Origin of the sequence: Subtercola frigoramans (genome assembly GCF_016907385.1) — a bacterium.
Taxonomy (GTDB): domain Bacteria; phylum Actinomycetota; class Actinomycetes; order Actinomycetales; family Microbacteriaceae; genus Subtercola; species Subtercola frigoramans.
Window position 1 is genome coordinate 1,179,473 of record NZ_JAFBBU010000001.1, and the last position, 26,023, is coordinate 1,205,495.

At 64.7% G+C, this 26,023-nt stretch carries 25 protein-coding genes; 10 read left to right on the forward strand and 15 right to left on the reverse strand.

Annotated features, from left to right (window positions below):
- Positions 1-89 precede the first annotated feature (89 nt).
- Entirely contained in the window at positions 90-1,646 is a 1,557-nt protein-coding gene (locus JOE66_RS05710) for an HNH endonuclease signature motif containing protein (RefSeq protein ID WP_205107556.1), read from the forward strand.
- A gap of 125 nt (positions 1,647-1,771) precedes the next feature.
- On the opposite strand, the gene JOE66_RS17125 is transcribed toward JOE66_RS05710, so the two are convergent.
- A complete protein-coding gene (locus JOE66_RS17125) occupies positions 1,772-2,110 on the reverse strand; it encodes a hypothetical protein (RefSeq protein ID WP_239518236.1) in 339 nt (112 codons plus the stop codon).
- Between the two features lie 40 nt (positions 2,111-2,150).
- Here JOE66_RS17125 and JOE66_RS17130 point away from each other — a divergent pair, with 40 nt between their 5' ends.
- A complete protein-coding gene (locus JOE66_RS17130; RefSeq protein ID WP_239518237.1) occupies positions 2,151-2,333 on the forward strand; it encodes a hypothetical protein in 183 nt (60 codons plus the stop codon).
- 120 nt (positions 2,334-2,453) lie between these two features.
- Positions 2,454-2,702 (forward strand): SCO4226 family nickel-binding protein, encoded by a 249-nt coding sequence (locus tag JOE66_RS05720; RefSeq protein ID WP_205107558.1) that lies wholly within the window; start codon positions 2,454-2,456, stop codon positions 2,700-2,702.
- Between the two features lie 143 nt (positions 2,703-2,845).
- Here JOE66_RS05720 and JOE66_RS05725 read toward each other — a convergent pair whose 3' ends face one another.
- The 5 genes from JOE66_RS05725 to JOE66_RS05745 form a co-directional block, all read right to left on the reverse strand.
- On the reverse strand, positions 2,846-3,118 hold the full coding sequence (locus JOE66_RS05725) for a DUF2277 domain-containing protein (RefSeq protein ID WP_205107559.1): 273 nt from the start codon (positions 3,116-3,118) through the stop codon (positions 2,846-2,848).
- Positions 3,090-3,878, reverse strand: a complete 789-nt coding sequence (locus tag JOE66_RS05730; protein ID WP_205107561.1) for a DUF2306 domain-containing protein — start codon at positions 3,876-3,878, stop codon at positions 3,090-3,092. The genes JOE66_RS05725 and JOE66_RS05730 overlap by 29 nt, the downstream gene beginning before the upstream one ends.
- A 121-nt stretch (positions 3,879-3,999) precedes the next feature.
- Entirely contained in the window at positions 4,000-4,281 is a 282-nt protein-coding gene (locus JOE66_RS05735; protein WP_205107563.1) for a DUF8691 family protein, read from the reverse strand.
- Entirely contained in the window at positions 4,278-5,099 is an 822-nt protein-coding gene (locus JOE66_RS05740; protein ID WP_205107565.1) for a hypothetical protein, read from the reverse strand. The genes JOE66_RS05735 and JOE66_RS05740 overlap by 4 nt, the downstream gene beginning before the upstream one ends.
- A 190-nt stretch (positions 5,100-5,289) precedes the next feature.
- The gene (locus JOE66_RS05745) at positions 5,290-8,511 is read right to left on the reverse strand and encodes a winged helix-turn-helix domain-containing protein (protein ID WP_205107567.1); all 3,222 of its coding nucleotides are present in this window, start codon (positions 8,509-8,511) and stop codon (positions 5,290-5,292) included.
- Positions 8,512-8,691: 180 nt separating this feature from the next.
- On the opposite strand from JOE66_RS05745, the gene JOE66_RS05750 reads away from it, so the two are divergent.
- The gene (locus JOE66_RS05750; RefSeq protein WP_205107569.1) at positions 8,692-9,216 is read left to right on the forward strand and encodes a flavodoxin family protein; all 525 of its coding nucleotides are present in this window, start codon (positions 8,692-8,694) and stop codon (positions 9,214-9,216) included.
- 68 nt (positions 9,217-9,284) lie between these two features.
- Here JOE66_RS05750 and JOE66_RS05755 read toward each other — a convergent pair whose 3' ends face one another.
- Entirely contained in the window at positions 9,285-10,328 is a 1,044-nt protein-coding gene (locus JOE66_RS05755) for an alpha/beta hydrolase fold domain-containing protein (RefSeq protein WP_205107571.1), read from the reverse strand.
- Between the two features lie 183 nt (positions 10,329-10,511).
- Here JOE66_RS05755 and JOE66_RS05760 point away from each other — a divergent pair, with 183 nt between their 5' ends.
- The 3 genes from JOE66_RS05760 (at position 10,512) to JOE66_RS05770 (ending at position 15,203) form a co-directional block, all read left to right on the forward strand.
- Positions 10,512-11,444 carry a Ppx/GppA family phosphatase gene (locus JOE66_RS05760; protein ID WP_205107573.1) on the forward strand — a complete coding sequence of 311 codons (933 nt, stop codon included), beginning with the start codon at positions 10,512-10,514 and terminating at the stop codon, positions 11,442-11,444.
- A 232-nt stretch (positions 11,445-11,676) separates the two neighbouring features.
- Positions 11,677-13,788 carry an adenylate/guanylate cyclase domain-containing protein gene (locus tag JOE66_RS05765; protein WP_205107575.1) on the forward strand — a complete coding sequence of 704 codons (2,112 nt, stop codon included), beginning with the start codon at positions 11,677-11,679 and terminating at the stop codon, positions 13,786-13,788.
- Positions 13,789-13,799: 11 nt separating this feature from the next.
- A complete protein-coding gene (locus JOE66_RS05770) occupies positions 13,800-15,203 on the forward strand; it encodes a mechanosensitive ion channel domain-containing protein (RefSeq protein WP_205107578.1) in 1,404 nt (467 codons plus the stop codon).
- Positions 15,204-15,256: 53 nt separating this feature from the next.
- Here JOE66_RS05770 and JOE66_RS05775 read toward each other — a convergent pair whose 3' ends face one another.
- Genes JOE66_RS05775 through JOE66_RS05790 form a run of 4 tightly spaced genes read right to left on the reverse strand, consistent with a single transcriptional unit; the run spans position 15,257 to position 18,315 of the window.
- Positions 15,257-15,916 (reverse strand): nucleoside/nucleotide kinase family protein, encoded by a 660-nt coding sequence (locus tag JOE66_RS05775; protein ID WP_205107580.1) that lies wholly within the window; start codon positions 15,914-15,916, stop codon positions 15,257-15,259.
- Positions 15,913-16,731, reverse strand: coding sequence for an NUDIX domain-containing protein (locus JOE66_RS05780; RefSeq protein WP_307827069.1), 819 nt, complete (start codon positions 16,729-16,731; stop codon positions 15,913-15,915). The genes JOE66_RS05775 and JOE66_RS05780 overlap by 4 nt, the downstream gene beginning before the upstream one ends.
- Positions 16,728-17,114: a DUF1304 domain-containing protein gene (locus tag JOE66_RS05785; protein WP_205107582.1), complete on the reverse strand. Its 387-nt coding sequence runs from the start codon at positions 17,112-17,114 to the stop codon at positions 16,728-16,730. Before JOE66_RS05785 ends, JOE66_RS05780 begins: the two co-directional genes overlap by 4 nt.
- Positions 17,115-17,145: 31 nt before the next feature.
- Positions 17,146-18,315, reverse strand: a complete 1,170-nt coding sequence (locus JOE66_RS05790; protein WP_205107584.1) for an NUDIX domain-containing protein — start codon at positions 18,313-18,315, stop codon at positions 17,146-17,148.
- Positions 18,316-18,499: 184 nt separating this feature from the next.
- On the opposite strand from JOE66_RS05790, the gene JOE66_RS05795 reads away from it, so the two are divergent.
- The gene (locus JOE66_RS05795) at positions 18,500-22,288 is read left to right on the forward strand and encodes an AAA family ATPase (protein WP_239518238.1); all 3,789 of its coding nucleotides are present in this window, start codon (positions 18,500-18,502) and stop codon (positions 22,286-22,288) included.
- Positions 22,289-22,495: 207 nt separating this feature from the next.
- Here JOE66_RS05795 and JOE66_RS05800 read toward each other — a convergent pair whose 3' ends face one another.
- From JOE66_RS05800 to JOE66_RS05815, 4 genes are all read right to left on the reverse strand, one after another.
- Entirely contained in the window at positions 22,496-22,720 is a 225-nt protein-coding gene (locus tag JOE66_RS05800; RefSeq protein ID WP_205107588.1) for a hypothetical protein, read from the reverse strand.
- A gap of 10 nt (positions 22,721-22,730) precedes the next feature.
- Entirely contained in the window at positions 22,731-23,219 is a 489-nt protein-coding gene (gene mscL, locus JOE66_RS05805) for a large conductance mechanosensitive channel protein MscL (RefSeq protein WP_307827070.1), read from the reverse strand.
- Positions 23,220-23,228: 9 nt separating this feature from the next.
- Positions 23,229-23,615, reverse strand: a complete 387-nt coding sequence (locus JOE66_RS05810; protein WP_205107590.1) for an FmdB family zinc ribbon protein — start codon at positions 23,613-23,615, stop codon at positions 23,229-23,231.
- 88 nt (positions 23,616-23,703) lie between these two features.
- Positions 23,704-24,282: a 5-formyltetrahydrofolate cyclo-ligase gene (locus JOE66_RS05815; RefSeq protein ID WP_205107592.1), complete on the reverse strand. Its 579-nt coding sequence runs from the start codon at positions 24,280-24,282 to the stop codon at positions 23,704-23,706.
- An 84-nt stretch (positions 24,283-24,366) separates the two neighbouring features.
- On the opposite strand from JOE66_RS05815, the gene galU reads away from it, so the two are divergent.
- The gene (gene galU, locus JOE66_RS05820) at positions 24,367-25,254 is read left to right on the forward strand and encodes a UTP--glucose-1-phosphate uridylyltransferase GalU (RefSeq protein ID WP_205107594.1); all 888 of its coding nucleotides are present in this window, start codon (positions 24,367-24,369) and stop codon (positions 25,252-25,254) included.
- 95 nt (positions 25,255-25,349) lie between these two features.
- The gene (locus tag JOE66_RS05825) at positions 25,350-26,003 is read left to right on the forward strand and encodes a GNAT family N-acetyltransferase (protein WP_205107596.1); all 654 of its coding nucleotides are present in this window, start codon (positions 25,350-25,352) and stop codon (positions 26,001-26,003) included.
- The last annotated feature ends 20 nt before the right edge of the window (positions 26,004-26,023 follow it).

Sequence of the window (26,023 nt, forward strand, 5' to 3'; positions counted from 1 at the left end):
ATTTGGGGTGGGGAAGTAGTTGTGTACTGGTGTTGGTGGAGGCCGTCGTTTAGTGAGGGATTGTCAGTGGCTGGTGTTCGAATGGGGGTATGAACACACCAGCTGCCGGATCTTCCGGGTCGTCGCCTGAGGGCTTGGATGACCCTCGGGCTTCTGCGTTGCGGTCGGCGGTGGAGGCGGTGGTGTTGTCTGGTGGGTTTGGGGCTGCCGCGCCGTGTGGGCTTGCCGGGGAGGAGCTCCTTGCCTGGGCGGTGGCTGGTGAGGCGTTGATGCGATGTGCGGAGGGGATCGTTGTCGAGGCGGCCGGGGAGCTTGCCGAACGATCCAAACATGAACACGGTGATGACAGGTTGACGGTGAAGCACGGGTGCGCAGATGTCGTGTCGCTGATCAGTAGCTTGACGGGAGTGTCGAAGAAGACCGCGGCAGGCCGGGTGCGACTCGGTACGGCGGTTAGGTCCTCGATGTCTGCGGTGGGGTTGCCGAATGAGAGTAGTTTCCCTTCCGTTCAGGAGGCTCTGCGTTCTGGCCGGCTCGGCGTTGACAGTGCCCACGTCATCACTCGCATGCTCGGGGAGTCGGCAAAACGGGTGGGGTTCGGTGCGGATCTTCATGAGTGTGAACGGATGGTGGTGCTCGCCGCTGACCCGACGACAGATGTGGGTCTGGGGTTGTCGGCGGATCAGGTGGCGATCATGGTGGCGCAGTGGCAGGGGCATCTGGATCCTGATGGTGCCGAGCCGACCGCGAAGGAGTTGGAGGACAAGCGCGGCTTGTGGTTGCGGCAGCAGGCTGACGGGAGTTTCAAGGTCGGTGGTCTGTTGACGGCGGTGCAGGGTGCGAAGTGGCAGGCCATCGCCCAAACCATCCTGAGCCCGAGATTGCCTCGATTCGGCGGCCCCGATGACAAGAACTGTGACAGCGATGCTCCGAATGACCATCGTGCGCCTAGCGGCGGTGGCGCTCCTTCGCGCAGTGGTGAATCTTCTGGCCCGCGTTTCGACGCCGACGACACCGACGACACCAACGACACCAACGATGAGGTGAGCCCGGTGTTGGCGGACACTCGTAGTCGTGAGCAGTTGCTCGCTGATGGGTTTACGGCGTACATCGACCGGGTCGCGGGGTTACCCGACATGCCGGTGTTGTGTGGGGCGCGTCCGACGGTCAACGTGCACGTCACCCTCGAGAACATCGTCGAGGGTCGGGGTGTGGGCTGGGTCGACGGTGTTGACCAGCCCGTCCCGGTATCAACCGTTGAGCAGCTGTTGTGTCACGGGGATGTGATTGCGACGCTGATGCGTGAGGGGCGGGTGTTGCAGCACGGGAAGACGAAACGGTTGTTCACTCCGGCGCAGAACCGGGCCCTCGCCGCCCGGGACGGCGGGTGTGTGTGGCCGGGCTGCGGGAGACCTCCGTCGTGGTGTGAAACCCATCATGTTGTCGACTGGCGCGACAAGGGATACTTACCCGGCCGGACAGATACTGACAATGGGGTGCTGCTGTGTCATTTTCATCACTCGAACGTGCATAAGAGCCGATGGAAACTCGTCATGCGCGCCGGCGCACCGCACATCATCCCGCCGCCCGAGATCGACTGGACACAAACACCCCGACCCTGCACCGGGCGACGAACACGACAATGACAATGACAATGACGATGACGATGAACGCAGCTGTGATGCCATTATTCGGCTGAGCTCCGACCTGGTCGGCTCAGCACGGCTGCGGTGAAGAAGCATGCTGCGCCAGCGAAGGTGCCGGCGTTTGCTCAGAACAGGCTCAGCAGGTCATCGGTAGAGGGGAGCACGTACGCGCCGATGGCCGACAGGCCGAAGAGCACAGAGCCGGACATGTTCAGCCAGGTGCATCGCCACGCTCTGGCTTGGGGATCCCAGAGGGAATCGCGCTCTGTTGTTGCGACGACGGCCAGCGCACTCGATACGAGGAAGGCAACTGACCCGAATGCGTCGGGGCGCCATCCTCCGTGAAGGCGTGATGCGGCGTTCACGGAGACGATGAGCGCGGAGACCGTGCTGACGTTGAACAGCAGGCTGCCAGCGAATTGCACGGCGGCTGCCCACCAGTCGAAGGTGTCGGGTCGGTTCACGGATCGTGAGGGAGGCCGCTTTCCGCTGAGGCTCAATTGGATGAAACCCGCTGTCGTGAAGAAGAGCGACCCGGCGAAGAAGGTTGCGTTCACGACAATGTCACCGACTGCCTGCTGGAAGAACGGAACCGCACCCAGCAGGAACAGCAGTGATCCGGCTGCGAACCCCTACGCCTCACGGCGCAGTCGCACAGCGGGTGCCACCTTCATCGGCACAGTCTAGAGGCTCGGATGTACGTGCTGGATTGAATCTTTTGCCTCAGTTATCGGTGCTGGCGGCGGCGGAATGGCGGGAGTATTCTGGGCCGCATAACACTGGGCCGCAGAACAAGGAGGTTCGACGATGCCACAGTTCATGGACGTGCACGACGGGTTCGTCGGAGTCACAGAAGATCAGCTCGCCGCTGCTCACCAGGCTGATCTCGACGTCGAAGCTGCGGAGGGTGTGCACTTCGAGAAGGCATGGCTCGACCCGAAGTCGGGCAAGGTCTTCTGCCTCTCGACGGGCCCTTCCAAAGAGGCTGTGATGCGCGTGCACGAGAAGGCCGGGCATCCTACCCACGAGGTGTACGAGCTGGCCGTCGAGGTCTGATTTACGTCAAACGTCTGCTGACGCTCTGACGCTCTGACGTGCACACGCACGTGCACGCCCACGCAGTGACGTGCACGCGGACGTTGTGACACGCACGAAGCTGTGACAGGCGCGAGCACGCGATAGCGCTGTGACGCGTTTGCTCACGCCGTGGCAAACCGCTTCGCCGATCGGGCCTTGGCTTTCTCAGCCTCAATCTCGCGGTTCTTTGGCGGAGTCGTCGCCACGAGATCCTCGAGCAGATGACGCGAGAGGTGAGCGATCTCGGCGACAGCATGTTCGAATGCCTCGGTGTTGGCCTTCGACGGCTTCGTGACCCCGCTGATCTTGCGCACGTACTGCAGTGCAGCGGCGTGTACTTCGTCGTCGGTGGCGGCGGGCTCGAAATTATGCAGTGTATGGATGTTCCGGCACATGGGTAAACGCTACGCCTCTCGCCCTGCGAGCGCGACGACGGATGATCAACTCAGCCACTGCGAGGTTGACGACCCAGGCTGCGCCCATCAGAATCGTCCGCGAGAGTTCGTGGGTCTTGCCGAACATGAGCGCGCCCGGGATGAGGAGGATGGCCTGGGTGCCGGCGGCCATTCCGATGGCGTAGGCACGCGTCATCCAGTCGCCGTGGGAGACGAAGTCTCGTCTAGTGATCGCACGAATACCGAGCAGGATGCCCGCCACCATGGCGGAACCGAACAGGATCCTGAGGGCGGAGAGGGCGAGGCCGTCGCCGACCGGGTGGGGGTAGAAGACGACCATCCACATTCCGGAGAGCGCCGTCAGGAGCCCTGCCGGGATGAGGATGGTGCCGGACACGCGGTGCCAGCGGTGCCCCGCGCGTCGCAGTGTGGGAGCGAGTCGCAGTGCAGGAACGAACTGGAACGCGCCGAGCAGGCTAAAGATTGTGACGCTCACGATGTGCACGAACACGGGGATGGGCGAGTCGATGAACCGTGAGTTTGCGACGGTCTCAGCGGCACCTCCGCTCAGTTCGGTGACTCGCACAGCGCCCGCGATTAAAGGGATGAGGCTGAGTAGAATCAGCCCGGCGGGGGCGAGCCACGAACATCGGGAGGCCGGTGTGGATGCCTGGAACGAACGCGTTCGGGCTGTTTGAGTTGCTTGGGCCGCGTTGGGGGTCGTTCCGGGGGTGGTACCGCGAGTGGTGTTGACGGGCATCGTACGTTCTCCTTCTGCGAGGCGAATGGTCGTGGATAGGTGGGAGCGCGACTGCTGGTCGGTGATCGCTGCTCGTTGATCATTACTGAGTGATCGCTACTCGTTGATCACTACTGAGTGATCACAGCTGCGCGAACTCCTCGCCGGCCAACGCGTTGACGGAGAGGAGTGTCACGCCCAGATCGCGGACGCGCCGGAGCAACCCGTGAAGGGCAGCCTGATCGACGACGGTACCCGTGAGGGTGGTGCATCCGTCTGCTCCGTTCGTGAGTGTGAAGCCCTCGAACCAGTCGCTCCATCGGGGATCAAGCTGCCCTTCGAGGCGAATCTCGTAGGCGCTCATCGCACTGTGGTGGGTTGCGCTGTGGTTGCTTGCACTGTGGTCCATTGCGCTGGGCTTCATCGCACCGTGAGGTCGAGATGAACCTGGTCAGCGTTCTGGGCAGTCATCTTCGTGACGTTCGAGAAGAGCGAAATGCCGAGCCACACCAGTGCGAGGCCCATGGGAACGGCGGCCATGCGTTCCAGCGTGTGAGGGAGCAGTGCGCCAGCCACGGGGGTGATGGCGGCAGCAGCAATGAGCAGGATGCCTGCACCACGGGAAAGCACACCGGCCCGGATGATCGCAATACCGAACAGCAGCGCACCGCCGACGTACAGCACGGCTCCGACCTGGGGGAGTGCAGCCAAGGGACCGAGGTCGGTGACTGCGGGGTAGCGGCCGAAGAGGCCGACGAAGTCGACGGAAACCTGCGGCGCGGCCGTGACGAACAGCGGTGCGATGAGCGCCTCAGCGAAATTGAATGCCGATTGAAGAATGAAGAATGAAGCGAACATCAGGTAGCCGATGAGCCCGAGTACGCCAAGTTTTCGCACGTGGCTGAGGTAGATGCCCGTGATGCCGATGAGCGCGAGAACGGCTTCGGTGAAGCTGAGGACGTGCACGATCATCCATTGCGGTGTGGAGAGAGACGCAACAACATCGGCGGGGTGGATGAACTGGATGACGATGTAGATCAGCCCGGCGAGGGCGGCCGCGATGGCGCTGACTCGGGTGAGCGCGGCGGGGGTGATGCCCTTGGGGGAGGTGCGCTTGGGAGAGGTGTTGGGCGAGGTGCGCTTGGGGGAGGCGCCCTGGGGGGAGGATGCGGCGGTGGCGGCTTCAGGGGAGGCGGTGGGGGTGCTGCCTGAGGGGGTGATCGCGGGCGGGGTGATGTTCATGGGTGACGCTCCTTCAGTCGAGATGGCCGGGGCGTGTTTGCCTGGGCACACTCGAAAGATACGGATGCGTGTGGTGACGGGGCATCACCACATCGGGAGTTCATGTGGTGATTGTGGTGTGGTGACTGCTGTGTGGGGAACGTGGGTGGAAAACTTATAGGGGGGAACGTGGAGTGGCGGTAGCAGGGCGCTAAAGGAGGCCCAGCGATGCGCCTCGGCGAACGGCCTCAGCGCGGCTGTTCACCTCGAGCTTCACGAAGATGTGCTTCGTGTGGGTGCGCATGGTGTTGAGCGAGACGTAGAGCTCGCGGGCGATCTCGGGGCCCGAGAGCTCGGTGGCCAGCAGTCGCAGGACGTGCAACTCGCGTTCGCTCAGTATTCCGTTCTGTATCCGGTTCTCTACCCCACTCTCTACCCCACTCTGTATCCCACGCTGCATCCCGTTTAGTGCAGTCTGGCCGGAAGGAGGCGGAAGGACTGAGCTGACCGAACTGACGGAACTGACTGAACTGCCCGTGACGGCCGGGCCTTCGCGCAGAGCCATGGTGAGCTGGCGAACAAAATCAGGCCGGATGCCTGCGTCGGCCGCAACGCGGAGCAGAGCCAGCATCGGGGCTCCCTCGTCGAGGAACAGGCGCAGGTGACCTTCGGGTTCGGCGAGCGCGAGGGCGCGTTCGAGCGACTCGAGCGCGAGCGAGGTTTCGCCTTGCGCCTGGAACGCGGGGGCCTGGAAAGCGGGGGCCTGGAACGCGGGGGCCTGGAAAGCGGGGGCCTGGAACGCGGGGGCCTGGAACGCGGGGGCCTGGAAAGCGGGGGCCTGGAACGCGGGGGCCTGGAACGCGGGGGCCTGGAAAGCGGGGGCCTGGAACGCGGGGGCCTGGAAAGAGAGGGCCTGGAAAGAGAGGGCCTGAAGCACGAGGATTTCGCTGGCTACACACAGCCGATGGCCGTCTTCAGCCGCTTTGAGCAGTCGAGCGAGCAACACCCGCGCACTGTCGAGGGAGTCGCCGTGAGGGTTCAACCAGTGCTCGGCCAGCAGAAGCCTGGCGAGGGTGACGTGCCCGAACTCGCGGAGATAGTGCGGTTCATCCGTGACATCCAGACCCTGTTCCTCGACCCACGCGCGGGCCTCGGGGACGAGCCCCTGCCTGAGGTGGATGCGTGCGCGCATCCCGCCGATCGGGCGAACGTCGGGAAAGAACCCGCGGCGGTAGTGTTGCTCTGCCTCTACCAGCGCATCGAGAGACAGCCCGTAGTCACCTTCGGCCTCGTGGACTCGTGCCGTGGCCACGAACCAGCGGTAGCGGTGTTCGTGCGAGAGGGCGGCGTCGCCGAGCTCGGTGCTCGCCGCCAGGTGGTGTTTCGCCAGCGCGAGTTCGTTGCGTTCGCGCAGCACATCGGCGAGGCCCGCGTGGAGGTCGGCCGTGGGCTGCCCGCTGGTGCCATGCCCGCTGTTGCCTTGCCCGCCGCTGTCACGCCTGCCGTTGCCCTGCCTGCCATGAGCATGTCCGATCGACTGCTGCAGTGCATCCTCGTACCTTCTCTCAGCTTCGCGCAGTCGGCCGAGGGGAAGCAGCATGTCGGCGATCACCATGGTCGTGCTGAGGGCATCCGTGAGGTTTCCCGCCAGGCGCAAGCTGGTCGCCGACGCCCCGAACGCGTTCACGCCCGCCTCGAGGTCACCGCTCGCCCACGAAGCGATACCCAGCAGGCCGGCCGACGCGCCCCGGCCCAGGTGATCGTCGGGGCCCGTCGCATCGAAGGCTCGCTGGGCGTGCAGCGTGAGACCAGCCTGGTCTCCGGTTGCCAACGCGATGGATGCCCGGTAGAGCTCGATCGTCACCGGCAGTGTCTCCAGCTCCCCGCCGGGTTCTGAGCTGTGGGCGTGTGCGTCGCCATCGCCATTGCCATCGCCATTGCCATCGGCATTGCTTGCGAGCAGCTGTTCCGCTTGAACCAGCTGACGCTCGACCGAAGCGATGTCACCGGCGACCAGCGATGACCAGGCGGAGAACACGAGCAGCACGGGCCTGCGCTCCTTGGTCTCGTCGGGAAGCCGCGCCAACCAAGCGAGGAGAGTCGAATCCTGCCTGCTCTTCCGCACGCCCGGGATGGTCAGCTCGATCAGACGAGCTGCTCGTTCGAAATCGGGTGCCTCGAAAGCATGCCTGATTGCCTCTTCGGGTGATCCGTTCAGCTCGAACCACGTGCTGGCGCGAATGTGCAGTTCACCGACGTCCGGTTGGCGTGCGTGCAGTTCGCGGTCGTCGGGTGCATGGGTCGGGGAGGGGGTATTCGCGAGCAACCTCGAGCGCAACACATCGGTGAAGAGGTGGTGATACCGATACCACTGCCGCCGGTCATCCAGAGGCACAATGAAGAGGTTCGCCCGTTCGAGCGACTCGAGCATCGCGGCGCTGTCGGTGTGCCCGGTCACGGCGTCGCAGAGCGGGCCGCTGAGACGCTCGAGGATGGCAGTCTGGCCGAGGAACTCGCGGACCTCATCGGGAACGTGGTGGAGCACCTCTTCGGCGAGGTAGTCGATGACGAACCGGTTGCTGCCGGTGAAGGCGTCGATGAACGTGTCGATCATGCGAGGCGCATCGGTGCTGTCGCGTAACGAACCCAACGAGAGCGCGGCGAGCTGGAGCCCGGCGATCCAGCCCTCGGTGCGCGTCTCGAGGGCCACGACATTCTCGGGGGTGAGCGAGAGACCCGTCACCTGGGCGAGGAATGCGGCTGCCTCGTCGGGGGTGAATCGCAGATCGGCCGCGCGCACTTCGGTCAGGTTGCCGCCCGCCCGCATCCGTGCCAGCGGGAGGAGGGGATCGGAGCGACTCGACAGAGCGACGTGCATCGTGGCGGGAAGATGATCGAGCAGAAAGACGACCGCGTCACGCACCCTGGCGTCTTCGATGAGGTGGAAGTCGTCGAAAAAGAGGATCAGGGGGCTGGGCTTGTGGTTTGTGCTGGCGTTCCCGTGGGAGACGGCGGTGCCGTCAGAGATCGCGTTGATGAGCGCGGTCAGGGTTGCTTCGGCAGATGCGCTGGGGTCGACCTCACCTGTTCCCGTGCCCGTGCCCGATCCCGTGCCGTCACCGATGCCGATGCCGATGCCCGGCTCGGCCTGATGCAGGGTTGCGGCCAGGTAGCTGAGGAACCGGGCGAGGTCGTTGTCGCGCTCGTCGAGTGACAGCCACGCAATGCGCACCCGCGGATCCCGCTGGCGCGTGTGGTCGATCCACTCGGCGAAGAGCGTGGTCTTTCCGAACCCGGCCGGCGCTGAGACGAGGGTCAGCTTTCGCCCGGCCCGAACGCCTGCGCCCAGCTGGTCGACGAGGCGGGGCCGTGAGATCGCCTGGGGTCGCGGTCGCGGCACGAAGAGCTTTGTAGCCAGAACAGGCATCGCCATGCGCTCATCCTAGGATGCAGCGCTCGCTCCCGTGGCACTCCCGCGTGACACTCGCGCATAGCAACGCTGGCCCACCCATCCCCGGCAGAGCCGCGGGACCTTCGACTCTTCCCGGGCAACGGGCAACGGGCAACGATATGGAATAGACAGGGAATAAAAGAAGAGGGAACGGGAGTCATCATGCGAGCGCTGGTCGTCTATGAATCACTGTGGGGCAATACCGAACAGGTCGCACGAGCAATTGCAAGCGCGCTCGAGTCGACGATGAGCGTCGAGCTGGTCGACTCCGACGCGGCACCGCCCACTGTCGACGGCTACGACCTGTTGGTTGTCGGAGGGCCGACCCATGCCTTCTCCATGACGCGGGAGGCCACCCGCGAAGGAGCGGTGAAACAGAACGGCGCGCCGAGGGCACCGAAGCGGGGTATCCGCGAATGGATCGCCCAGCTGCCTGCGGACGAACTCCATCTCTCTGAACAGCGCCTGCCGGCCATCACCTTTGACACGCGAGTGGATGCTCCCCGCCTGCCAGGTTCGGCCGCCAAGGGTGCTCGCCACGAGCTTCGCTCACTCGGCTTCGACGTGCGCATCAAGCCCCAGTCGTTCCACGTTCACGGGTACGGTGGACCACTGATCGACGGGGAGATTCGTCGCGCAACGGACTGGGTGAGGGAGTTCACGGCTGAGCTCGCTCTGCCGGTCTGACTGACAGTGCCGGTCTGACTGACAGTGCCGGTCTGACTAAACTCGGGGCCGGCGTCGACGTGAGTGCATCATCCATGAACGCAGCGGGCCACGATGTCCCTGGCTGCGCGCCTGCCTTCGGGCGCAGGGACCAGCGGATACACGTGTACCGCTCCCGGGCACACGTCGACGGTCACGTGCCAGTCGACTCGCCCGGATCTCTCGTGAAGCACCTGGACGTCGGGGTAGAGAATGTCGCGCGTGCCGATGTAGATGTGCGTGGGTGGCAGCCCTTGCAGGCTGCCGGAAATCGGGCTGAGCCGCGGGTCTGTCGGGTCGTCGCCTCCGGCCCAGGCGAGGCCTTCCTCCCGAAGCGCAACGGCACTGAGCCAGGGGTCGTGACGGTGGAATTCGTCGATCTCGGGGTTCGTGAGGGTCAGATCGAGCCACGGGGAGATGAGGAGGAGTTGCCGAGGCATCGGCGGGTGGACTCGGGCGGGCACCTGGCCAGGTCTGGGTGTGGGTGTGGGTGTGGGTGTGGGTGCTGGTGTAGCCCTGAAGGTCTGGGCCAGGCCGAGGGCCAGTGCGCCACCGGCAGAATCGCCGACGATGGTGACGTTCTGTGACCCTTCTTCGTCGAGTAGTGCACGATAGACCTCGGTCACGAACGGGTAGGCGTCGCGGTGGGTGTATCGCGGCGCGAGCCCGTAGTCGGATACGTCGACGCGAAGCCCGGCATCGACCATCTGGGAGACCAACGACCAGTGTTGTGGAGCCATGCCGTTGACGTATGCGCCGCCGTGGAGGTAGAGAACGGCGCGGCGCTGGGGCGGTTGCACATCGGGATGCATTCCGGAGCTCGCAGCAGGATTCTCGCGTCGCGGGCGGACGGAGTAGTTCGTGAAGTCGCCGAATCGTTGGTCGATGACGATGTGGCGAGTGCGCAGCGATTGTGGCGGTGTCGATTGAGGCTTCTGCTTGGCGAGGGCGGCTTGCACCTGCCCAATCGTCGTCGACCCAGGTCTCTTTGTGGCTCGGAGCAAGAGCGCGACTGCCTTCATCTGCACGCTGGTCATGAGTCGACCACCGACCCGGCCGTCATCGTCGTGCGCCGTCTGTACTCCATCGCTCAAGCGTAACGGCGTTCGGTTGTGCGTCACGGGCGCCGATCTGAGTCACGGAGGGCGACCTCTTTCTCGCGCAGATGGCTCAGGCGGTGGATGCCCGGCGCGCGGGCGCCCCGCACTGACCCACGGGAGCAGGGTAGAGCACTGGCGTGCGTCGCAGCGGTGTAGCACTGCGATAGATTCGACCCCATGCGGCTCGGAGTACTCGACATCGGTTCGAACACGGTTCATCTGCTTCTTGTCGACGCTCACCCGGGCGCACGGCCGATACCGTTCGGCTCACACAAGAGGCCGCTTCAGCTCGTGGCGTTCCTCGACGAGGCGGGCGCGATCTCCGAACAGGGTCAGCGCGAACTCATCGATTTCATCACCGAGGCGGCGGAGTTCGCGCGCAGCAACGACGCCGAAGACCTGCTGGCCTTCGCGACCTCGGCCATTCGCGAATCGGCGAACGGCCCGCAGGTGCTCGAGCGCGTGCGGGTCGAGACCGGTATCGTGCTCACCGAACTCAGCGGCGCCGATGAAGCGGCCTCGACGTTTCTCGCGGTGCGGCGCTGGTACGGCTGGGGGTCCGGCACGATTCTGAACCTCGACATCGGCGGCGGATCGTTCGAGCTCGCGATGGGTGCCGACGAGCATCCGGAGCTCGCTGTGTCGGTGCCACTGGGGGCCGGTCGTCTCACCTGGGATCACCTCGACGCAGACCCGCCGACGGCCAAGAGCGTGAAAGCGGCGCGCAAGTACATTCGGCAGGTGCTTGCCGAACCGATCGCCGCGTTCGCCGAACTCGGAACGCCGACGATCGTCGCCGGTACCTCGAAGTCGTTCCGGTCGCTGGCCCGCATCACCGGCGCAGCTCCCCGGGCGGCCGGCCCCTACGTCAAGCGCGAGCTGTTGCTGCACGACCTCACTCTCTGGACAAACCGCCTCGCTGCGATGACGGCCGAAGACCGGGCAGAACTGCCGGGCGTATCGGATGTTCGGGCGAAACAGCTTCTGGCAGCAGCGCTCGTGGCCGAAGCCGCCATGGCGGGGCTCGGGGTCGATGCGCTGCAGATCTGTCCGTGGGCACTTCGCGAAGGACTCATTCTTCGCCGGTTCGACCATCTGCAGTCCGCGTAGAACAGTCACTTCCGCACGAGCAATCGCGGTTTCACAATCGGATTCACCCGATCCAGCTTTCCCGCCGACGAGTGACCACGACATAATCGTTTCTGGTGGTGTGCGCTCGCGACGCTTGGCGTGTGTCGGTGTGTGTGTGTGCATCAGCGTGCATGTATCAGCGTGGCGTGAATCAGCGTGGCGTGTCTTGGTGGGGCGTGGGGAGAGGCAAACAGTGGCGAGCCGGTTCGGTATGACGGTGTCTGCGGATTCGAGGCGACCTGGGTTCAGCATCCAGACGAAGCTTCTGGTCATGTTGCTCGGTGTGAGTATCGGTTCTTCGGTGGTCGTGGGGCTGGTGGGCTACGTCTCAGGCTCTGACTCGCTGAGGCAGGCCGCCTATGCGCAGCTGACCGAGACCCGCGAATCCCGGGCGCGGGAGATCACCAATTTCTTCACAACCACTGAGAATTCGCTCGTCGTCTACACGAGGGGCACGACGGCGATCAACGCCGTCACCGACTTCACCGCGGGGTACAAGGCTCTCGAGGGCAGCCAGCTGAGTGCCGACCAGAGTTCGGGACTCGACGAGTTCTACACCTCGACGTTCGCGCCGGCACTGGCGAAGCGCACGGGTTCGGAGACCTCGGCTGCAGCATTCATACCCACAGACCCGGCCGAGCGGTACCTGCAGGCCACCTACACCGACCCCGGGCTCGACACCACCAAGAGCATCTCGGTCGACGATGCCGGAGACGGGAGCGCGTGGTCTGCCGCGAATGCCCGGTATCACGACTACTTCCACGAGATCATCGACCGCTTCGGCTATGAGGATGCCCTGCTCCTTGATACCGAAGGTCATGTCGTCTATTCGGCAGACAAGAATGTCGATCTCGGCACGAATCTTCTGACGGGGCCGTACAAAGGGACCAGCCTCGCCAGCGGGTACACCGAGACCCTGAACTCGAATGTGGTCGATTTTGTGAAGCTGACCGACTTCGAGCGATACCAGCCTGCGCTCGGTGCCCCCGTCGCGTGGATCATGTCTCCGGTGGGCGAGAACGGTGTCACCAGCGGCGTGATGGCGTTGCAGGTGCCCATCTCGCAAATCAATGCCATCATGACGGCAGACAACGGATGGGCTGAAGACGGGCTTGGAGCGACGGGCGAGACCTATCTTGCGGGCCCCGACCTGCTTATGCGCTCAGTGTCGCGTGAGCTCATCGAGAACCCCGAGCAGTACCAGAAGGACGCCATCTCGGCGGGAACCGCGCCTGAAGACGCAGCACGCGCTGTCGCGGTCAAGGGCACCATTCTCATCCAGCCCGCTCGGACCGCCCCAGTGAAGGATGCACTCGCCGGGCAGACGGGCCTCGTGCAGGGCACCAGCTACCTCGGGACCGAAACGCTGTCGGCGTACGCTCCGCTCGACATCAAAGGCCTGCAGTGGGTGATCGTCGCCAAGATCAATACCAGCGAGGCGTTCTCCGCGGTGAGCGATTTCACCAGAAACCTCATTCTCGCGATCGTCGCGCTGATCATCGTGGTCTCGCTGCTCTCACTGGTTCTCGCTCAGGTCTTCGCCCGGCCGGTCCGCCGCCTGGTGGGGGCCGTGCGCCAAGTCTCAGCAGGTGACCTTGCGGTGGAGGTGCCCCAGGGCGGCCGCGACGAGTTCGGTGACCTCGGCACAGCCTTCAACGAGATGGCCAGATCGCTGCGCATCAAACAGTCCCTGATCGACGAGCAGTCGGCCGAGAACGAGAAACTTCTGAACACGCTGATGCCCGCTGATGTGGCTCGAAGATACAAAGAGGGCCAGGAGACGATTGCCGACGTTCACCAGGACGTCTCGGTTCTCTTCGCCGATCTCATTGGGTACAACGACTTCTCGGCCTCGTTCCCAGCGGAGAAGGAGTTGTCCCTGCTCAACGGAATCGTGGCGAGTTTCGACGAGGCAGCCACTCGAATGGGAGTCGAGACCGTACGAACCCTGCGCGAGGGGTACCTGGCCAGCTGCGGCCTGGTGGTTCCCCGTATCGACAACGTTCGGCGCATGGTTGACTTTGCCCTCGAACTCAGAAAGATCATCGAACGGTTCAACGGCCAGCACTCCACGTCGCTCAGCATTCGGATCGGAATCGATGCCGGCACGGTGAGCAGCGGTCTGGTCGGCCGGTCGAGCCTCGCTTACGACATGTGGGGAGAGGCAGTGAACCTTGCGAACCGGGTGCAGAGCGTCTCGGGTGCGGCGGGAATCTTCGTGAGCCAGTCCGTTCGCGACCGCATGCGTGACGCCGTCGTGTTCGTCGAAGCAGGCACGCTCGAGACCGCAGACGGTGAACAGACCGTCTGGAAGATCCAGTAGGGCTGCCGCTCATGGCTGACATCTGGAGCGAACCGTGGTTCGGCCTCGCGCTGGCCATCGCCATTGGGTTGCCCATTGTGCTGGTGATTCTCACCGAGTTGCTCGCGTACCTGGTGAGGCGCGAGCATCCGGCAGCCAAGCCTGTGCGGTTGCTGCGCAACCTCGTTCTGCCCGTCGGTGCACTGCTGGCGTTGCTGAGCCTGGCGAGCACGTCGCGGGTGGAGATCACCTGGGTTCGCGTAGTGGCAACGGTCTTCGGCTTTCTGGTCATTCTCCTGCTGCTCTCGAGTGTGAACGTGGTGCTGTTCGGCAACCCGGCAGACGGGAGCTGGCGTGAGCGGTTGCCGTCGATCTTCATCGACCTGGCCCGGCTCGGCCTGATTCTCGTCGGCCTGGCGCTGCTGTTTTCCTGGGTCTGGGATGCCGACGTCGGCGGCTTGATCACCGCCCTCGGTGTGACATCGATCGTGATCGGCCTGGCACTGCAGAACGCGGTCGGCTCGGTGATCTCAGGCCTGCTCTTGCTGTTCGAGCAGCCGTTCCGCATCGGTGACTGGCTGAATGCCGGCGGTGTACAGGGGCGCGTCGTCGAGGTCAACTGGCGGGCCGTTCACATCGACACCGGCAACGGAATCCAGATCATGCCGAACGCGTCTCTCGCAGGGTCGTCGTTCACGAACCTGAGCCAGGCACCCGGTGCCTTTCGCGCGACCGCGACGGTCAAATTCTCGACGGATGATCCGCCGCACCAGGTTCTCGAGCTCCTGCAGAGCGTGGCCAACGCCCTGCCGATGCTCGAACGCAGCGAATCGATTGACGCGTCCTATGCCGGAAGCGCGACATATTCGATCTCGATCCCCGTGGTGGGGCCCGCCGACGCAGGCAACGCGACGGCGCTCTTTCTGGCGTGGCTCTGGTATGCCGCCCGGCGCGCTGGTCTTGCGCTCGACAACGATTCGACAGACCCGATTGCCACGCCCGAGCGTCGCGATGAGGCCGTCGCTGCCATGATCCGGGTACTTCGCCTGGCTCCCGGGGACTACGGATGGTTGGCTGCCAGGGTTCGCCTTGAGCGCTACGGGCACGGTGAAGTCCTGCATCGCTCGCACACCATTCCCGACGCGTTCCGGTTCGTGATCGAGGGGGAGGTCATCCTCTCGGTTCCCACAGAATTCGGCGACGTCGCCTTTCAGACCCTTCAGCAGGGCGAGTTCTTCGGGATGCTCGCGCTCAGCCGCCAGGTCGATGCGAACTCGGCCGTGGCGAAGGGAACCACCACCGTTCTGCTCATCCCGACCAGTGTCGTCGATGAGTTGATCGACGCCAATCCCGGCATCGCGCGAGACATCGGGCGGATCATCGACCTGCGGAGGGACGCGGCTATCGCGGCGGTGACGGCACTCGGTATTGCGTGAGGGCGAGCGGTATTGCGTGAGGTGAGCGGTACTGCGTGAGGCGAGCGGGCGCCCTATGCAGTGGACCGGGTGAGATCGATGACCACGTCGGCCAGGGAGCGTGGACCCTCCCGCGCGATGAAGTCGTTCTCCTGTTCAGCCCACATCTCCCAGTAGGGCTCATACGTTTCGCCGTCTCGCGCGAGCGCACGATCACGCCTCGTTGCGTCGTCGAGTTCGACCCACACGGTGAGCGTCGCCAGGGCCGCATTCTGGCGGCTGAGGCTGCCGGTGCCTTCGACGAGGAGGGGGAGTGACGGGTCGACGGTGACCCACTCTGCCGCGTGGCCGGTTGCCCAGTCGTGACGGCGCCAGCCCGGGGCAGCCGGATGATCGCTTGTCGAGTTGGCGCAGGGCGAGAGCAGCGAATCATGCACGTGCCGGCTGGCCGACTCGAGTCCGCTCCAGCCGGGGTAGATGTCGTCCAAGTGAACGAGAGTGACAGGGGAGTGCCATCGTTCGGTGAGCGCTTCAGCCAGCGCGTTCGAAAAGTCGGTCTTACCAGAGCCGGATCGGCCGTCGATCAGGATGACAGGGCCCTCCGGCCGAGGCGTGCTGGCCGTCGCAGGAGAGGCCTGAGCTTCATCGAGCAGGTTGAGCACAGCATCCACCGCGTCGATGGTCGCGGAGATGTGCAGCACAGTAGTCGCCCGACGCGGGAACGGTGGGGTCATGTCAACGGGGTATGAGCTGCGCCGAACGGCCCTGTGCTGGATGGCCCCGCGCTGGATGGCCCGGCGCTGTATGGCCCTGTGCTGTATGGCCCGGCGCCGAATAGCCCTGAAATCGCAGCCCACTGCAGCAACAGCACTGTCTTCGCGTCGACGATTCCGTTACCGATCTGGCCGAGGGCTGCATCGAAGTCGAGCTCGATGTTCTCGATGTCTTCGCCTTCATCGTGCAGGCCACCGCCCTCGCCGGCCTGCGTGTCGGAGCTGTATTCCGCCGCGTAGAAGTGCAGTTTCTCGGTGACCGAACCGGGGCTCATGAAGAGGTCGAACAGGTGGCGGGCGTCGGTGATCGCAAACCCGGTCTCCTCCGCTGTCTCACGGGTGATCGCGGTGAGGGCGTCATCGGAGTCGAGCAGACCGGCGGGCGCCTCGACGAGGTACCCGTCGGGGTGGCCATTGACATACGCCGGGAATCGGAACTGCCTGGTCAGCAACACCGTGCGGCGTTCGACGTTGAAGAGCAGGATCGTCGCGCCGTTGCCGCGATCGTACGTCTCACGCTGTTCCGTCGACCAATGGCCGTCGCGGTGCCGAAAGTCGAGCGTCGTCGTGCGCAGAACGAACCAGTTCGACGACAGCAGGGTCACGTCTCGAACGATCACGTTGCTGTTTCCCGCGAGATCGCGGCCGGCCTGGTCGAGGCCGGTTCGTCCGCGGCGATCGGGAAGGTGGATGCCCGGCACACCTATGCCCGGCATGCCTGTGTCCGGCACATCGACGTTGGGGAGGGGGGTGTCCGACTCGTCTGCCCTGCTCATCGCGCGATCAGCAGAAAGGCGAGCCCGAGCACCGCAGGGGTGCCCTGCAGTGCTGCCGCGCGCAGCCGCTCTCGGCCGGTCGAGAGCAGGACGAGGGCGGCACTCACGATTGACGCCATCGTGAAGAGTGCGAGTGTGAACCCGGCCTGGTGGAGGTCGGGGATCCAGTACAGCACGAGCCCGATGGCGGCTCCGACAGCCAGAAAGAGATTGTAGAAGCCCTGGTTGTAGGCCAGCGGCGCGGTGGTGTCGGCGTCAGCCTGGCTGGTCAGCCCGAAGCGCTTCCAGATTGACGGGCGGCGCCACTGCATGCTCTCCATGACGAAGATGTAGACGTGCAGCAGAGCCGCGAGAGCGACGAAGACTGTTGCGAGGATACCCATGCGCCCAGTGTAGATCGAGTGGTGCGATCGCTCAGCCGCTGGTTGAGTGGCCCGCGGGCGACTCGAGCAGCTGCCACAACCAGTTGGGCCCGCGCACGGCCGCCCCGAGAGATTCGACCCTGCTCCGGAGTTCGCGGTCGGCAGTCACGACCAGCACCCGATGGCTCGGGGTGCCGGGAGATCCTGGTGACAGGCGTGGCGACAGGCGTGGTGACAGGTGTCGCTCGACGGTGTCGACGATCGTCTGGTCGCCGTCAGCTTCGGCGCGAACGATCGAGAGGGCAGTGGCGAGGTCGTGTGCCTTCGCGGGTGCGCCGGGACGGGCATCCGGATCGGCGGGTGCCTGCCCGGGATGAAGTGGGTCTCCAACGACCGTGCCCCTCGCCTGGCCCTCGACGACGAGCAGGATCGAGGGCCACCAGGTGGAGCTGCCGCGCTCGCTACCACGCTCGCTGCCACTTTTGGTGCCGTGTTCGCTGCCCGGTTCGCTGCCCGGTTCGCTGCCGTGCGTGATGCCGAGTGCCTCCGCAGGAAACCCCTGCAGGGCGAGGCCGGCCAACTCGGTGGCGAAGCGTTCTGTTGCGCCGAGCCTGTCGTTCCACCAGCCGTCGGGCTTGGAACCGACCACATTCGCCGCATCGACGATGAGAACGGTGCTGCGCTCCAACCCTGTTCGAAGCGCCGGCCACGCCGATTCGAAACCCGGGTGCAGGGGCAGCGTCGACACCTCGTCGATGGGCACCCAGCGCACCTCGATGCTCTCGGCGTCGGCGATGACGGCGTCAAAGGGTGTCACCACGTCGACGACCACCGTCGTGTAGCTCCAGAACCCGAGGTCGAGGGTCGAGGTGAACCGGAGGGTGAGGGCCTCAGAGGGAACGCCGGCCTCTTCGTGTGCCTCTCTGATGGCCCCCTGCACCGAGGTCTCGTCGTGATGGCGAGCGCCGCCGGGCAGCCCCCAGGTGCCGCCGAAGTGGCTCCAGTTGGCCCGGTGCTGCAACAGGATGCCGCGTTCCGCATCGTGGGCGAGCAGGCCCGCTGCCCCGAACCGGCCCCAGAACCGGCGACCTGTACCGTCTTCGACCCACCCGTCGCCGCTGTCCCGGTTGCCCACCAGCGCGGGCGGCACGAAGGAGTGCGGCGAAGGGTGATCCGCCGAGTTTCCTGCAGAATGTGGCGTGGGGTTCGCCGATTCGGTCATAGCGCAATTTTGCCATGCACCACAGGAACCCCGTTACACAAACCCAGCGCTGTGACATAAACCCAGCCGAGCCGCAGAACTCGCCGCACGGTTACCGGCTTTACGGCGAGTCTCCGCATAGGGTGTCGGTGTGTGGCGCGCCGATAAGAAACGAGAGTCAGACCCGACAGCGGCTGACAGCAGAATGGCTGACAGCACTGTGCCTGACGACGAAAGGGCTGCGACGATCTGGGGTCGACGCGGCGACTTTGATGCTGTCCATGGCCGGTCGAGTTCAGGGCTAGGTGCAGGGCCGGGCGAGGGCGGCAAATCGGGCCTGGTCATCTCGCCCGATGATCTGGTCGAGCCCTCACGGGAACGCTGGCGCGAAGAGCTCCGCGAGCTCGGCGGCGTCTCCTCCCTCCTCCACTTCGACGACGCCCCGCGGTCGCGAGTCGACCTGACCACCACCCACCCGAGCGGCCTCGCCCAGTTCATCACCGGCAACGCCACCCTGCTCTCCAGCCTCATCCGTGACGAACTCGCCCTCCGAAGCGCGCGCATCGCGGCGGGAGCAATCACCGACAAGGGCGTCGAACTCCGTTCGGTGCGGGGCATCGACTCCGTTCACCTGGCCATCGGTCTCGCCCAGTGGAAGATCACCGACGCCGAGCAGAACGACACGCACTTCACGGCACCGGTTCTGCTGCGCCCGCTGCTGATCCGCCGCTATGGCCGCGATTTCGAGCTCAAGCTCCGCGGCCTGCCGTTCGTCAATCCCGAACTCGCCCGTGCACTACAGGAACAGTTCCAGATCACCCTCGACGCCGACGCGATGGTCGCACTCGCCGCCACGAACGGCGTATTCAAACCGCAGCCGGTCATCGACCACCTGCGCGGCCTCACCTCGCACCTGCCGTGGTTCAGTGTTCAGCCGAGGCTCGTCGTGTCGTCGTTCGCCGATGTCGCCAATTCGATGGTCTCCGATGCGCGGCAGCTCGATCATCCGGTGCTCGATGCACTGGCGGGGTCGTTGACCGCCAGGCGCGCCGTGCAGGAGTCGTACCACCCCGTCGACGCCACGCCGCAGGATGCCCGGCCGCCGTCGACCGACACGCTCCTGCTCGACGCCGATGCCGAGCAGGAGAACGTGATCGCACAGATCTCTGCGGGAAACTCGCTCGTGGTGAAGACCCTGCCGGGGACCGGTGGCACGCAGACCATCGTGAATGCGATCGGCTCACTGACCGGCCAGAACAAGCGTGTGCTCGTCGTGAGCCCCCGACGGTTGAGTCTCCGTGGGATCGCGAGGCGCTTCACTGACGTCGGGCTGCCCGGTATCGCGGTTTCGCCGCGTACCCTTCGCCGCGACCTCATCCAGTCGATCGGGCGCAACGAGAAGGCGACACAGCCTCACGTGGCCGACGTCGACGAGGCACTCGTACGGCTCCGTCACGTGCTGCTCGACTATCGCGGGTCACTCAGCCGCGTCGACCCATTGCTGAAGGTGTCGGTGCTCGACTCGCTGCGCGAACTCGCGCGCCTCTCCCTCCTGCCTCACCCGCCGGCGACCACCGCGCGCCTCGACAGGCAATCGCTCGAGGCGCTGGCCTCGGGCCGGAGCCGGGCGGCAAAGACCCTGATCAAGGCCGCGGCGCTCGGCGAGTTCCGCTATGGCCCCGACGATTCACCGTGGTACGGCGCGTCGTTCGACTCGGCCGAAGATGCGACCAACGCGCACAACACGGCCAAACGAGTGCACCGCACCGACCTTCCCAGCCTGCTGACGCGAGCTTATGAACTCATCGGGCAGACGCACATGCGACAGTTCACCACGGTCTCCGAGCTGGGTTCGTACCTGCGCCTGCTGCTCGACATCCGCGAGACGCTCGACAAGTTCCTGCCCGTCGTGTTCGACCGGTCGCTCACCGACATCATCGCTGCCACCGGCCCGCGCCGTGATTCCGCCCAGATGACCGGCACCAGTCGCCGCCGTCTGCGCAGCCTCGCCAAGGAATATGTCAGGCCCGGCGTTCATGTCGGCGACATCAATGCTTCCCTGCGGCGCATCCAGCAACAACGTGTGCTGTGGCACCGGTATGCCGCTGCGGGCATCCCTCCCGAGGTACCGACTGGACTTGCCGATGTGCAGGTCGCGTTCCAGCGGGTGAATGAAGACCTCCTGCGGCTGGATGTTCCGCTCGGCACACTCGGCACGGCACGGCAGCTCAACGAACTTCCGATCGGCGAACTGATCGGCCTGCTCGATGCCCTCGCGGCAGACTCTGAGGTGCTGGCCAACCTGCAGGAGCGTACGGCGCTGCTTGACACGCTCCGCGAGCTGGCGCTCGACCCTCTGCTCACCGACCTCTCGCAGCGGCACGTGCCAGAGAGCGCAGTTGCCGACGAACTCGAACTCGCCTGGTGGCAGAGTGTTCTCGAGCAGATGCTCGCCAACGACCGCGCGCTGCTGGGTGCGAACACCGGAATTCTCGACCGGCTCGAAGCGGACTTCAGGCTCGTGGACGAGGCGCATGCCTCCGTCAGCGGTCAGATCCTGGCCTGGCAGCTGGCCGAGACGTGGAGTGTCGGTGTTGCCGACCATGCCGATGAGGCAGCGTCGCTCAAGTCTCTGCTTCGCACCGACGTCGTCGATTCCGTCACCCTCCAGCGAGCGGCCCCGTACCTCAGTAAGGTGCTCGCACCGATCTGGCTCGCTTCGCCCTATGAAGTCGCCGAGATCAGCGACGACATCGTCTTCGATGCGGTTGTGCTCGTCGACGCTGGCGCGACGACCCTTGCGGAGAATGCGGCGGCCATCCGCCGGGCCAGGCAGGTCATCGCCTTCGGCGACCCCGTCACCCAGACGCCGTCGCGCTTCGAGATCGCCGTGCCTGCAGTCGTACAGCCCGCCCCACGGTCGAGCGTCGCCGACACCCGTTCGGTTGAAGAGCGTTCGGTCGAAGAACTGGCCAGCGACTCCGCTCTGGCTCGCCTCGCCGAACTCGTGCCGACCCTGTCGCTTACCCGCAGCTACCGTGCGGGTGGAGAAGACCTCGCCGAACTCGTCAACCACCGTTTCTACAACGGTAAGATCGATTCCCTGCCCTGGGCGGGCACCTATCTCGGCCACGGTAGCCTCACGCTGCACTACCTCGAGGGTGCCGGCGGCATGCCCGACAGCGAGACCGGGGCCGTCGAGAGCGTCGATGCCGAGGTCGAACGGGTGGTCTGGCTCGTCATGGACCACGCCCAGAAGTACCCGCGCGAATCGCTCATGGTGATCACGGCCAGTGCAAAGCATGCCGTGCGCGTGCAGCAGGCTGTGCTGTCGGCGTTCGCCAAGCGCAGCGACCTCAGCGACTTCATCCTGAAAGACAGGGCAGAGCCGTTCATGGTCGCCACGCTCGAGCAGTCGGTGGCGCAGAGCCGCGACCGCGTGATCTTCTCGGTGGGTTACGGTCGAACCCCGCACGGCAGGGTGTTGACCAACTTCGGGGCCCTCGCGAAACCGGGCGGCGAACGCCTCCTCGCCATCGGCATGACGCGGGCTCGACGGTCGATGGACATCGTGAGCTGCTTCAAACCCGCCGATATCGACGAAGAGCGAATGAACTTCGGCGTCGTCACGCTTCGCCAGATCCTCACCGAGGCTGAGAACGGGCCGACCCCTGACACCTTCTCAAGCCCCGGGGATGCCCTGCTGATCGACCTCGCACGGCGCCTCGGTGCCCGCGGGCTCGAAGTAGCGTTCGAACACCGCGGCAAGCTCACGCTCGTCGCCTCCTACGAGGGCCGGGCCGTTGCCGTCGAGACCGACTCGGTTGTGCACTCGATGAGCCTCCGCGAGTCACTGCGATTGCGCCCCGACATGCTCAAGCGCCTCGGCTGGCACTACCTCCGTGTGCACAGCTTCGAGCTGTTCACCGACCCCGAGGCTGTCGCCACCAGGATCGCCACTGTCATCGGGGTGCGCCAGCTCGCTGCTGTGTAGCTGTGTGTAGCTGTGTGTAGCTGTGTGTAGCTGTGTGTAGCTGTGTGTAGCTGTGTAGCTGTGTAGCTGTGTAGCTGTGTAGCTGTATAGCTGTATAGCTGTATAGCTGTATAGCTGTATAGCTGTATAGCTGTATAGCTGTATAGCTGTATAGCTGTATAGCTGTATAGCTGTATAGCGTGTGCTTGGCGCGTGCATGAGCGCGCCCTACCAGTGCGGCGGCTTGTCTGCCCTCAGCCTGTCGTCGTTCGGGCCCGCACCCGGTGCTGTCGCATCTCGGGTGTCGTCGGTGTCTTCCGCGGCCTTGACGACGGCGAGATTCGACCGGAGGGTCTCGGCTGACTGGGGCCGGGCATCCGAACCGTCTACGGGCTCGGTCTGCACGCGGCGACGCCCGACGCGCCTGACAGGCAATGCTGGTTCGTGCGTCACGGGTGGAGGGTCACTCGTTGGGCCACGGGTGACCTGGAGCTCTCGGAGCTTCCGCTGTACCTACACCTGTACCTACGCCTGCGACTGTGTTCGGCCGTTGCGCCGCGGCGAGCAGATCGCGGATCTCGGCGAGCAGCTCGAGGTCGGTGGGCGGAGCCTCGGCGACCACCTCTTCGGCCGGATTCTGTTTGCTCTTGAAGAACGACACCTTCTTGAGGTGGTTGATAGGCAGCACGAAGACGAAGTAGACGACGACAGCGACAAGCAGGAACTGGATGATCGCGCCGAGCACGAGTCCGAACTTGAGAGTGCTGGCACCGATCTGCACTTGGAACGCGTCGTTCAGGGCTTCAGCGCTGAAGAGCGCAGCGATCAGGGGGTTGAAGATGCCCGTGACGATCGCCGTGACGACCGCCGTGAATGCGGCACCGATGACCACGGCGACGGCCAGGTCTATGACGTTGCCGCGCAGGATGAATTCTTTGAAACCTTTGATCACAGTGAAGCCTTACTTCGACGCGCTTGAAGCGGTGGAGGGGGAGGAGGCGGAGGAGGAGGAGGAGGAGGAGCCTGAACCGCCAGAGCCAGAGCCAGAACTCGAGCCGGATGAGCCTGAACCGCTCTCGGACTTCTTCTCACCGGACTTGCTGCCCTCAGATTTGCTGCTTTCAGACTTGCTGCCCTCGGACTTGTTCGCCCTGTCAGACGAGCTCTTGGTCGCCCGAGAGTCGTTGCGGTAGAAGCCCGAACCGTTGAAGGTGATGCCGACCGGGCTGAACACCTTGCGGAGTTTCCCGCCGCACGCTGGGCAAACAGTCAGTGAATCGTCGGTGAAGCTCTGCTGAATGTCGAAGGCGTTCTCGCACTCGGTGCATCGGTAGGAATAGGTAGGCACGTGACGCTCTCCAGATTGGTTCGAACAGAGTTGGGGGTGTGGGGTGTGGGGTGTGGGGCTGTGGTGCAGAGTTACGGAGTGGTTGGAACTAGAACGTCACGATGCGCGTCGGCGTGACGACCCCGTTGACCGGCTCGTCGTGCACTTCGCGAGGCACGGAGTCGAGCAGTTCGTCGTCGTAGATCACGGCGAAGACGGGCGGGCACTTCTGCATCGACCCGAGCGTCTTGTCGAAGTAGCCTCGGCCCCAGCCCATGCGCATTCCGGTGCCGTCGATGGCGGCCGCCGGGACGATGATGAGGTCGACATCGTTGATGGCGATAGGGCCGAGAAGTTCACCGACAGGCTCAGGCATGCCGAACAGTCCCTCTGTCTCGGTCTCGCCATCGCCGTGGGCCCAGTCAAGCAGCCCGTCTTCACGGGTGATCGGGAGCAGGGTGCGAACGCCATTCGCGAAGGCCCAGTTCAGGAACGGGCGCGTGTTCGGCTCGTTCGGGGCGGAGAGATAACACGCCACGCTGCGTGCCTTGTGCTGGCTGGTGAGGGCGATGAGGTGGGCGGTGAAGCCAGCCGTTGCCTCTTCGCGCTCGGTGGTTGTGAGGATTCGCCGTCGCTCACGGAGCTCGGCGCGCAGAGCGCGCTTGATGTTGCTCGTCTCCGACAGCATGTTTCGATTTTACGTGCAGTTTTGTAACACCAGTGTTTCGGCGGGTCCCCTAGAGGGGGGCCAATTTTGGATATTGTTTGACCCATGACCTCATCTATCACCAAAGTTGTGATTCCTGCGGCCGGACTGGGGACTCGTTTCCTTCCCGCCACCAAAGCCCTGCCCAAAGAAATGCTGCCCGTGGTCGACAAGCCGGCCATCCAGTACGTCGTAGAAGAAGCCGTTGCGGCGGGCCTCGTCGACGTGCTCATGATCGTCGGGCGCAACAAGAATGCGCTCGCGAACCACTTCGACCGCAACACCGAACTCGAGCACACTCTGGAGGCGAAGGGCGACAACAAGAAGCTCGCTCTCGTCGCCGAGGCAAGCCAGCTCGCCGACGTCCACTTCGTACGCCAGGGAGACCCGAAGGGTCTCGGACACGCCGTACTGCGTGCCAAGTCGCACGTGGGGCACCAGCCCTTCGCGGTGATGCTCGGTGACGACCTGATCGATGCCAGGGACGTCCTGCTGACGAAGATGCTCGACGTGCAGGATGAGCGCCAGGCCAGCGTGATCGCTCTCATGGAGGTCGAGCCCTCCCAGGCGCACCTCTACGGCATCGCCTCGGTCGAGGAGACCGACGAGACCGACGTCGTGCGCGTCACTGGCCTCGTCGAGAAGCCGGAGCCGGGCACCCAGCCCTCGAACTACGCCATCATCGGCCGCTACGTGCTGTGCCCTGAGGTCTTCGACGTGATCGAGGATACCAAACCAGGCAAGGGTGGCGAGATCCAGCTGACGGATGCTCTGCAGACGATGATCGCCGGGCCCATCGCCGGCGGGGTCTACGGCGTCGTGTTCCGTGGGCGTCGTTACGACACTGGTGACCGGCTCGACTACATCAAGGCGATCATCCGGCTTGCGACTGATCGTGAAGACCTCGGCAAAGACCTGCGCCCGTGGATCAAGGAATTCGCCGAAGAGCTGTGACGCGCGCAGAACTCGATGGCCGACCGGCTCTGACTGTGTGGCTTCGGCCGGGCGAATTGCGCCCGGCCGGGCCGCGTAGCTGATTATCATTGCCTATGTTCGTTCCCAGCCTCGCCGAGGGTGCCATTGGCATTCGTCCCATCCGCATCCGTGATTCCAAGGCACTCGAGAACGAGCTCATCGCCAATCGCACGTGGCTGCGCAAGTGGGAGGCGACCAGCCCGAACGCTCCGATGGCATTCGACACCCGGGCGAGCATCCGGTCACTGCAACAGAATGCCCGCGCGGGCTATGGCCTGCCGTTCGTCATCGAATACCAGGGTGAACTCGCCGGTCAGCTGAACGTGTCGTCGATCAGCTACGGGTCGGTGTCTTCCGCCAGCATCGGCTACTGGGTGGCAGAGCGATTCGCCGGGCTGAACATCACTCCGACGGTGGTCGCGCTCGCCACCGACCACTGTTTCTTCTCGGTGGGCCTTCACCGTATGGAGATCTGCATCAGGCCGGAGAACGCTCCGAGCCTGCGCGTGGTCGAGAAGCTGGGTTTTCGCTACGAGGGGCTGCGACGTCGCTACATCCACATCAATGGCGACTGGCGGGACCACTTCTGCTTCGCGCTGGTCGGTGAAGAGCTACCCGTCGGCGTGCTGAGGCGGTGGAAGGAAGGCTCGGTGCCCGCCGGTCAAGGGAGTGTGCCGGAGCATGACCGACGTGAGGCGCAGACGCCGATTGCAACACGCCCGCGCTGAAGGCCGGGGTGAAGGCCGCG

Bases quoted from the DNA above. Each gene is read 5' to 3' on its own strand.
- JOE66_RS05710 (WP_205107556.1), top strand. From the start codon at position 90: ATGAACACACCAGCTGCCGGATCTTCCGGGTCGTCGCCTGAGGGCTTG.
- JOE66_RS17130 (WP_239518237.1), top strand. From the start codon at position 2,151: ATGAAACCCGCTGTCGTGAAGAAGAGCGACCCGGCGAAGAAGGTTGCG.
- JOE66_RS05720 (WP_205107558.1), top strand. From the start codon at position 2,454: ATGCCACAGTTCATGGACGTGCACGACGGGTTCGTCGGAGTCACAGAA.
- JOE66_RS05725 (WP_205107559.1), bottom strand. From the start codon at position 3,118: ATGTGCCGGAACATCCATACACTGCATAATTTCGAGCCCGCCGCCACC.
- JOE66_RS05730 (WP_205107561.1), bottom strand. From the start codon at position 3,878: ATGCCCGTCAACACCACTCGCGGTACCACCCCCGGAACGACCCCCAAC.
- JOE66_RS05735 (WP_205107563.1), bottom strand. From the start codon at position 4,281: ATGAAGCCCAGCGCAATGGACCACAGTGCAAGCAACCACAGCGCAACC.
- JOE66_RS05740 (WP_205107565.1), bottom strand. From the start codon at position 5,099: ATGAACATCACCCCGCCCGCGATCACCCCCTCAGGCAGCACCCCCACC.
- JOE66_RS05745 (WP_205107567.1), bottom strand. From the start codon at position 8,511: ATGGCGATGCCTGTTCTGGCTACAAAGCTCTTCGTGCCGCGACCGCGA.
- JOE66_RS05750 (WP_205107569.1), top strand. From the start codon at position 8,692: ATGCGAGCGCTGGTCGTCTATGAATCACTGTGGGGCAATACCGAACAG.
- JOE66_RS05760 (WP_205107573.1), top strand. From the start codon at position 10,512: ATGCGGCTCGGAGTACTCGACATCGGTTCGAACACGGTTCATCTGCTT.
- JOE66_RS05765 (WP_205107575.1), top strand. From the start codon at position 11,677: ATGACGGTGTCTGCGGATTCGAGGCGACCTGGGTTCAGCATCCAGACG.
- JOE66_RS05770 (WP_205107578.1), top strand. From the start codon at position 13,800: ATGGCTGACATCTGGAGCGAACCGTGGTTCGGCCTCGCGCTGGCCATC.
- JOE66_RS05775 (WP_205107580.1), bottom strand. From the start codon at position 15,916: ATGACCCCACCGTTCCCGCGTCGGGCGACTACTGTGCTGCACATCTCC.
- JOE66_RS05780 (WP_307827069.1), bottom strand. From the start codon at position 16,731: ATGAGCAGGGCAGACGAGTCGGACACCCCCCTCCCCAACGTCGATGTG.
- JOE66_RS05785 (WP_205107582.1), bottom strand. From the start codon at position 17,114: ATGGGTATCCTCGCAACAGTCTTCGTCGCTCTCGCGGCTCTGCTGCAC.
- JOE66_RS05790 (WP_205107584.1), bottom strand. From the start codon at position 18,315: ATGACCGAATCGGCGAACCCCACGCCACATTCTGCAGGAAACTCGGCG.
- JOE66_RS05795 (WP_239518238.1), top strand. From the start codon at position 18,500: ATGGCTGACAGCACTGTGCCTGACGACGAAAGGGCTGCGACGATCTGG.
- JOE66_RS05815 (WP_205107592.1), bottom strand. From the start codon at position 24,282: ATGCTGTCGGAGACGAGCAACATCAAGCGCGCTCTGCGCGCCGAGCTC.
- galU (WP_205107594.1), top strand. From the start codon at position 24,367: ATGACCTCATCTATCACCAAAGTTGTGATTCCTGCGGCCGGACTGGGG.
- JOE66_RS05825 (WP_205107596.1), top strand. From the start codon at position 25,350: ATGTTCGTTCCCAGCCTCGCCGAGGGTGCCATTGGCATTCGTCCCATC.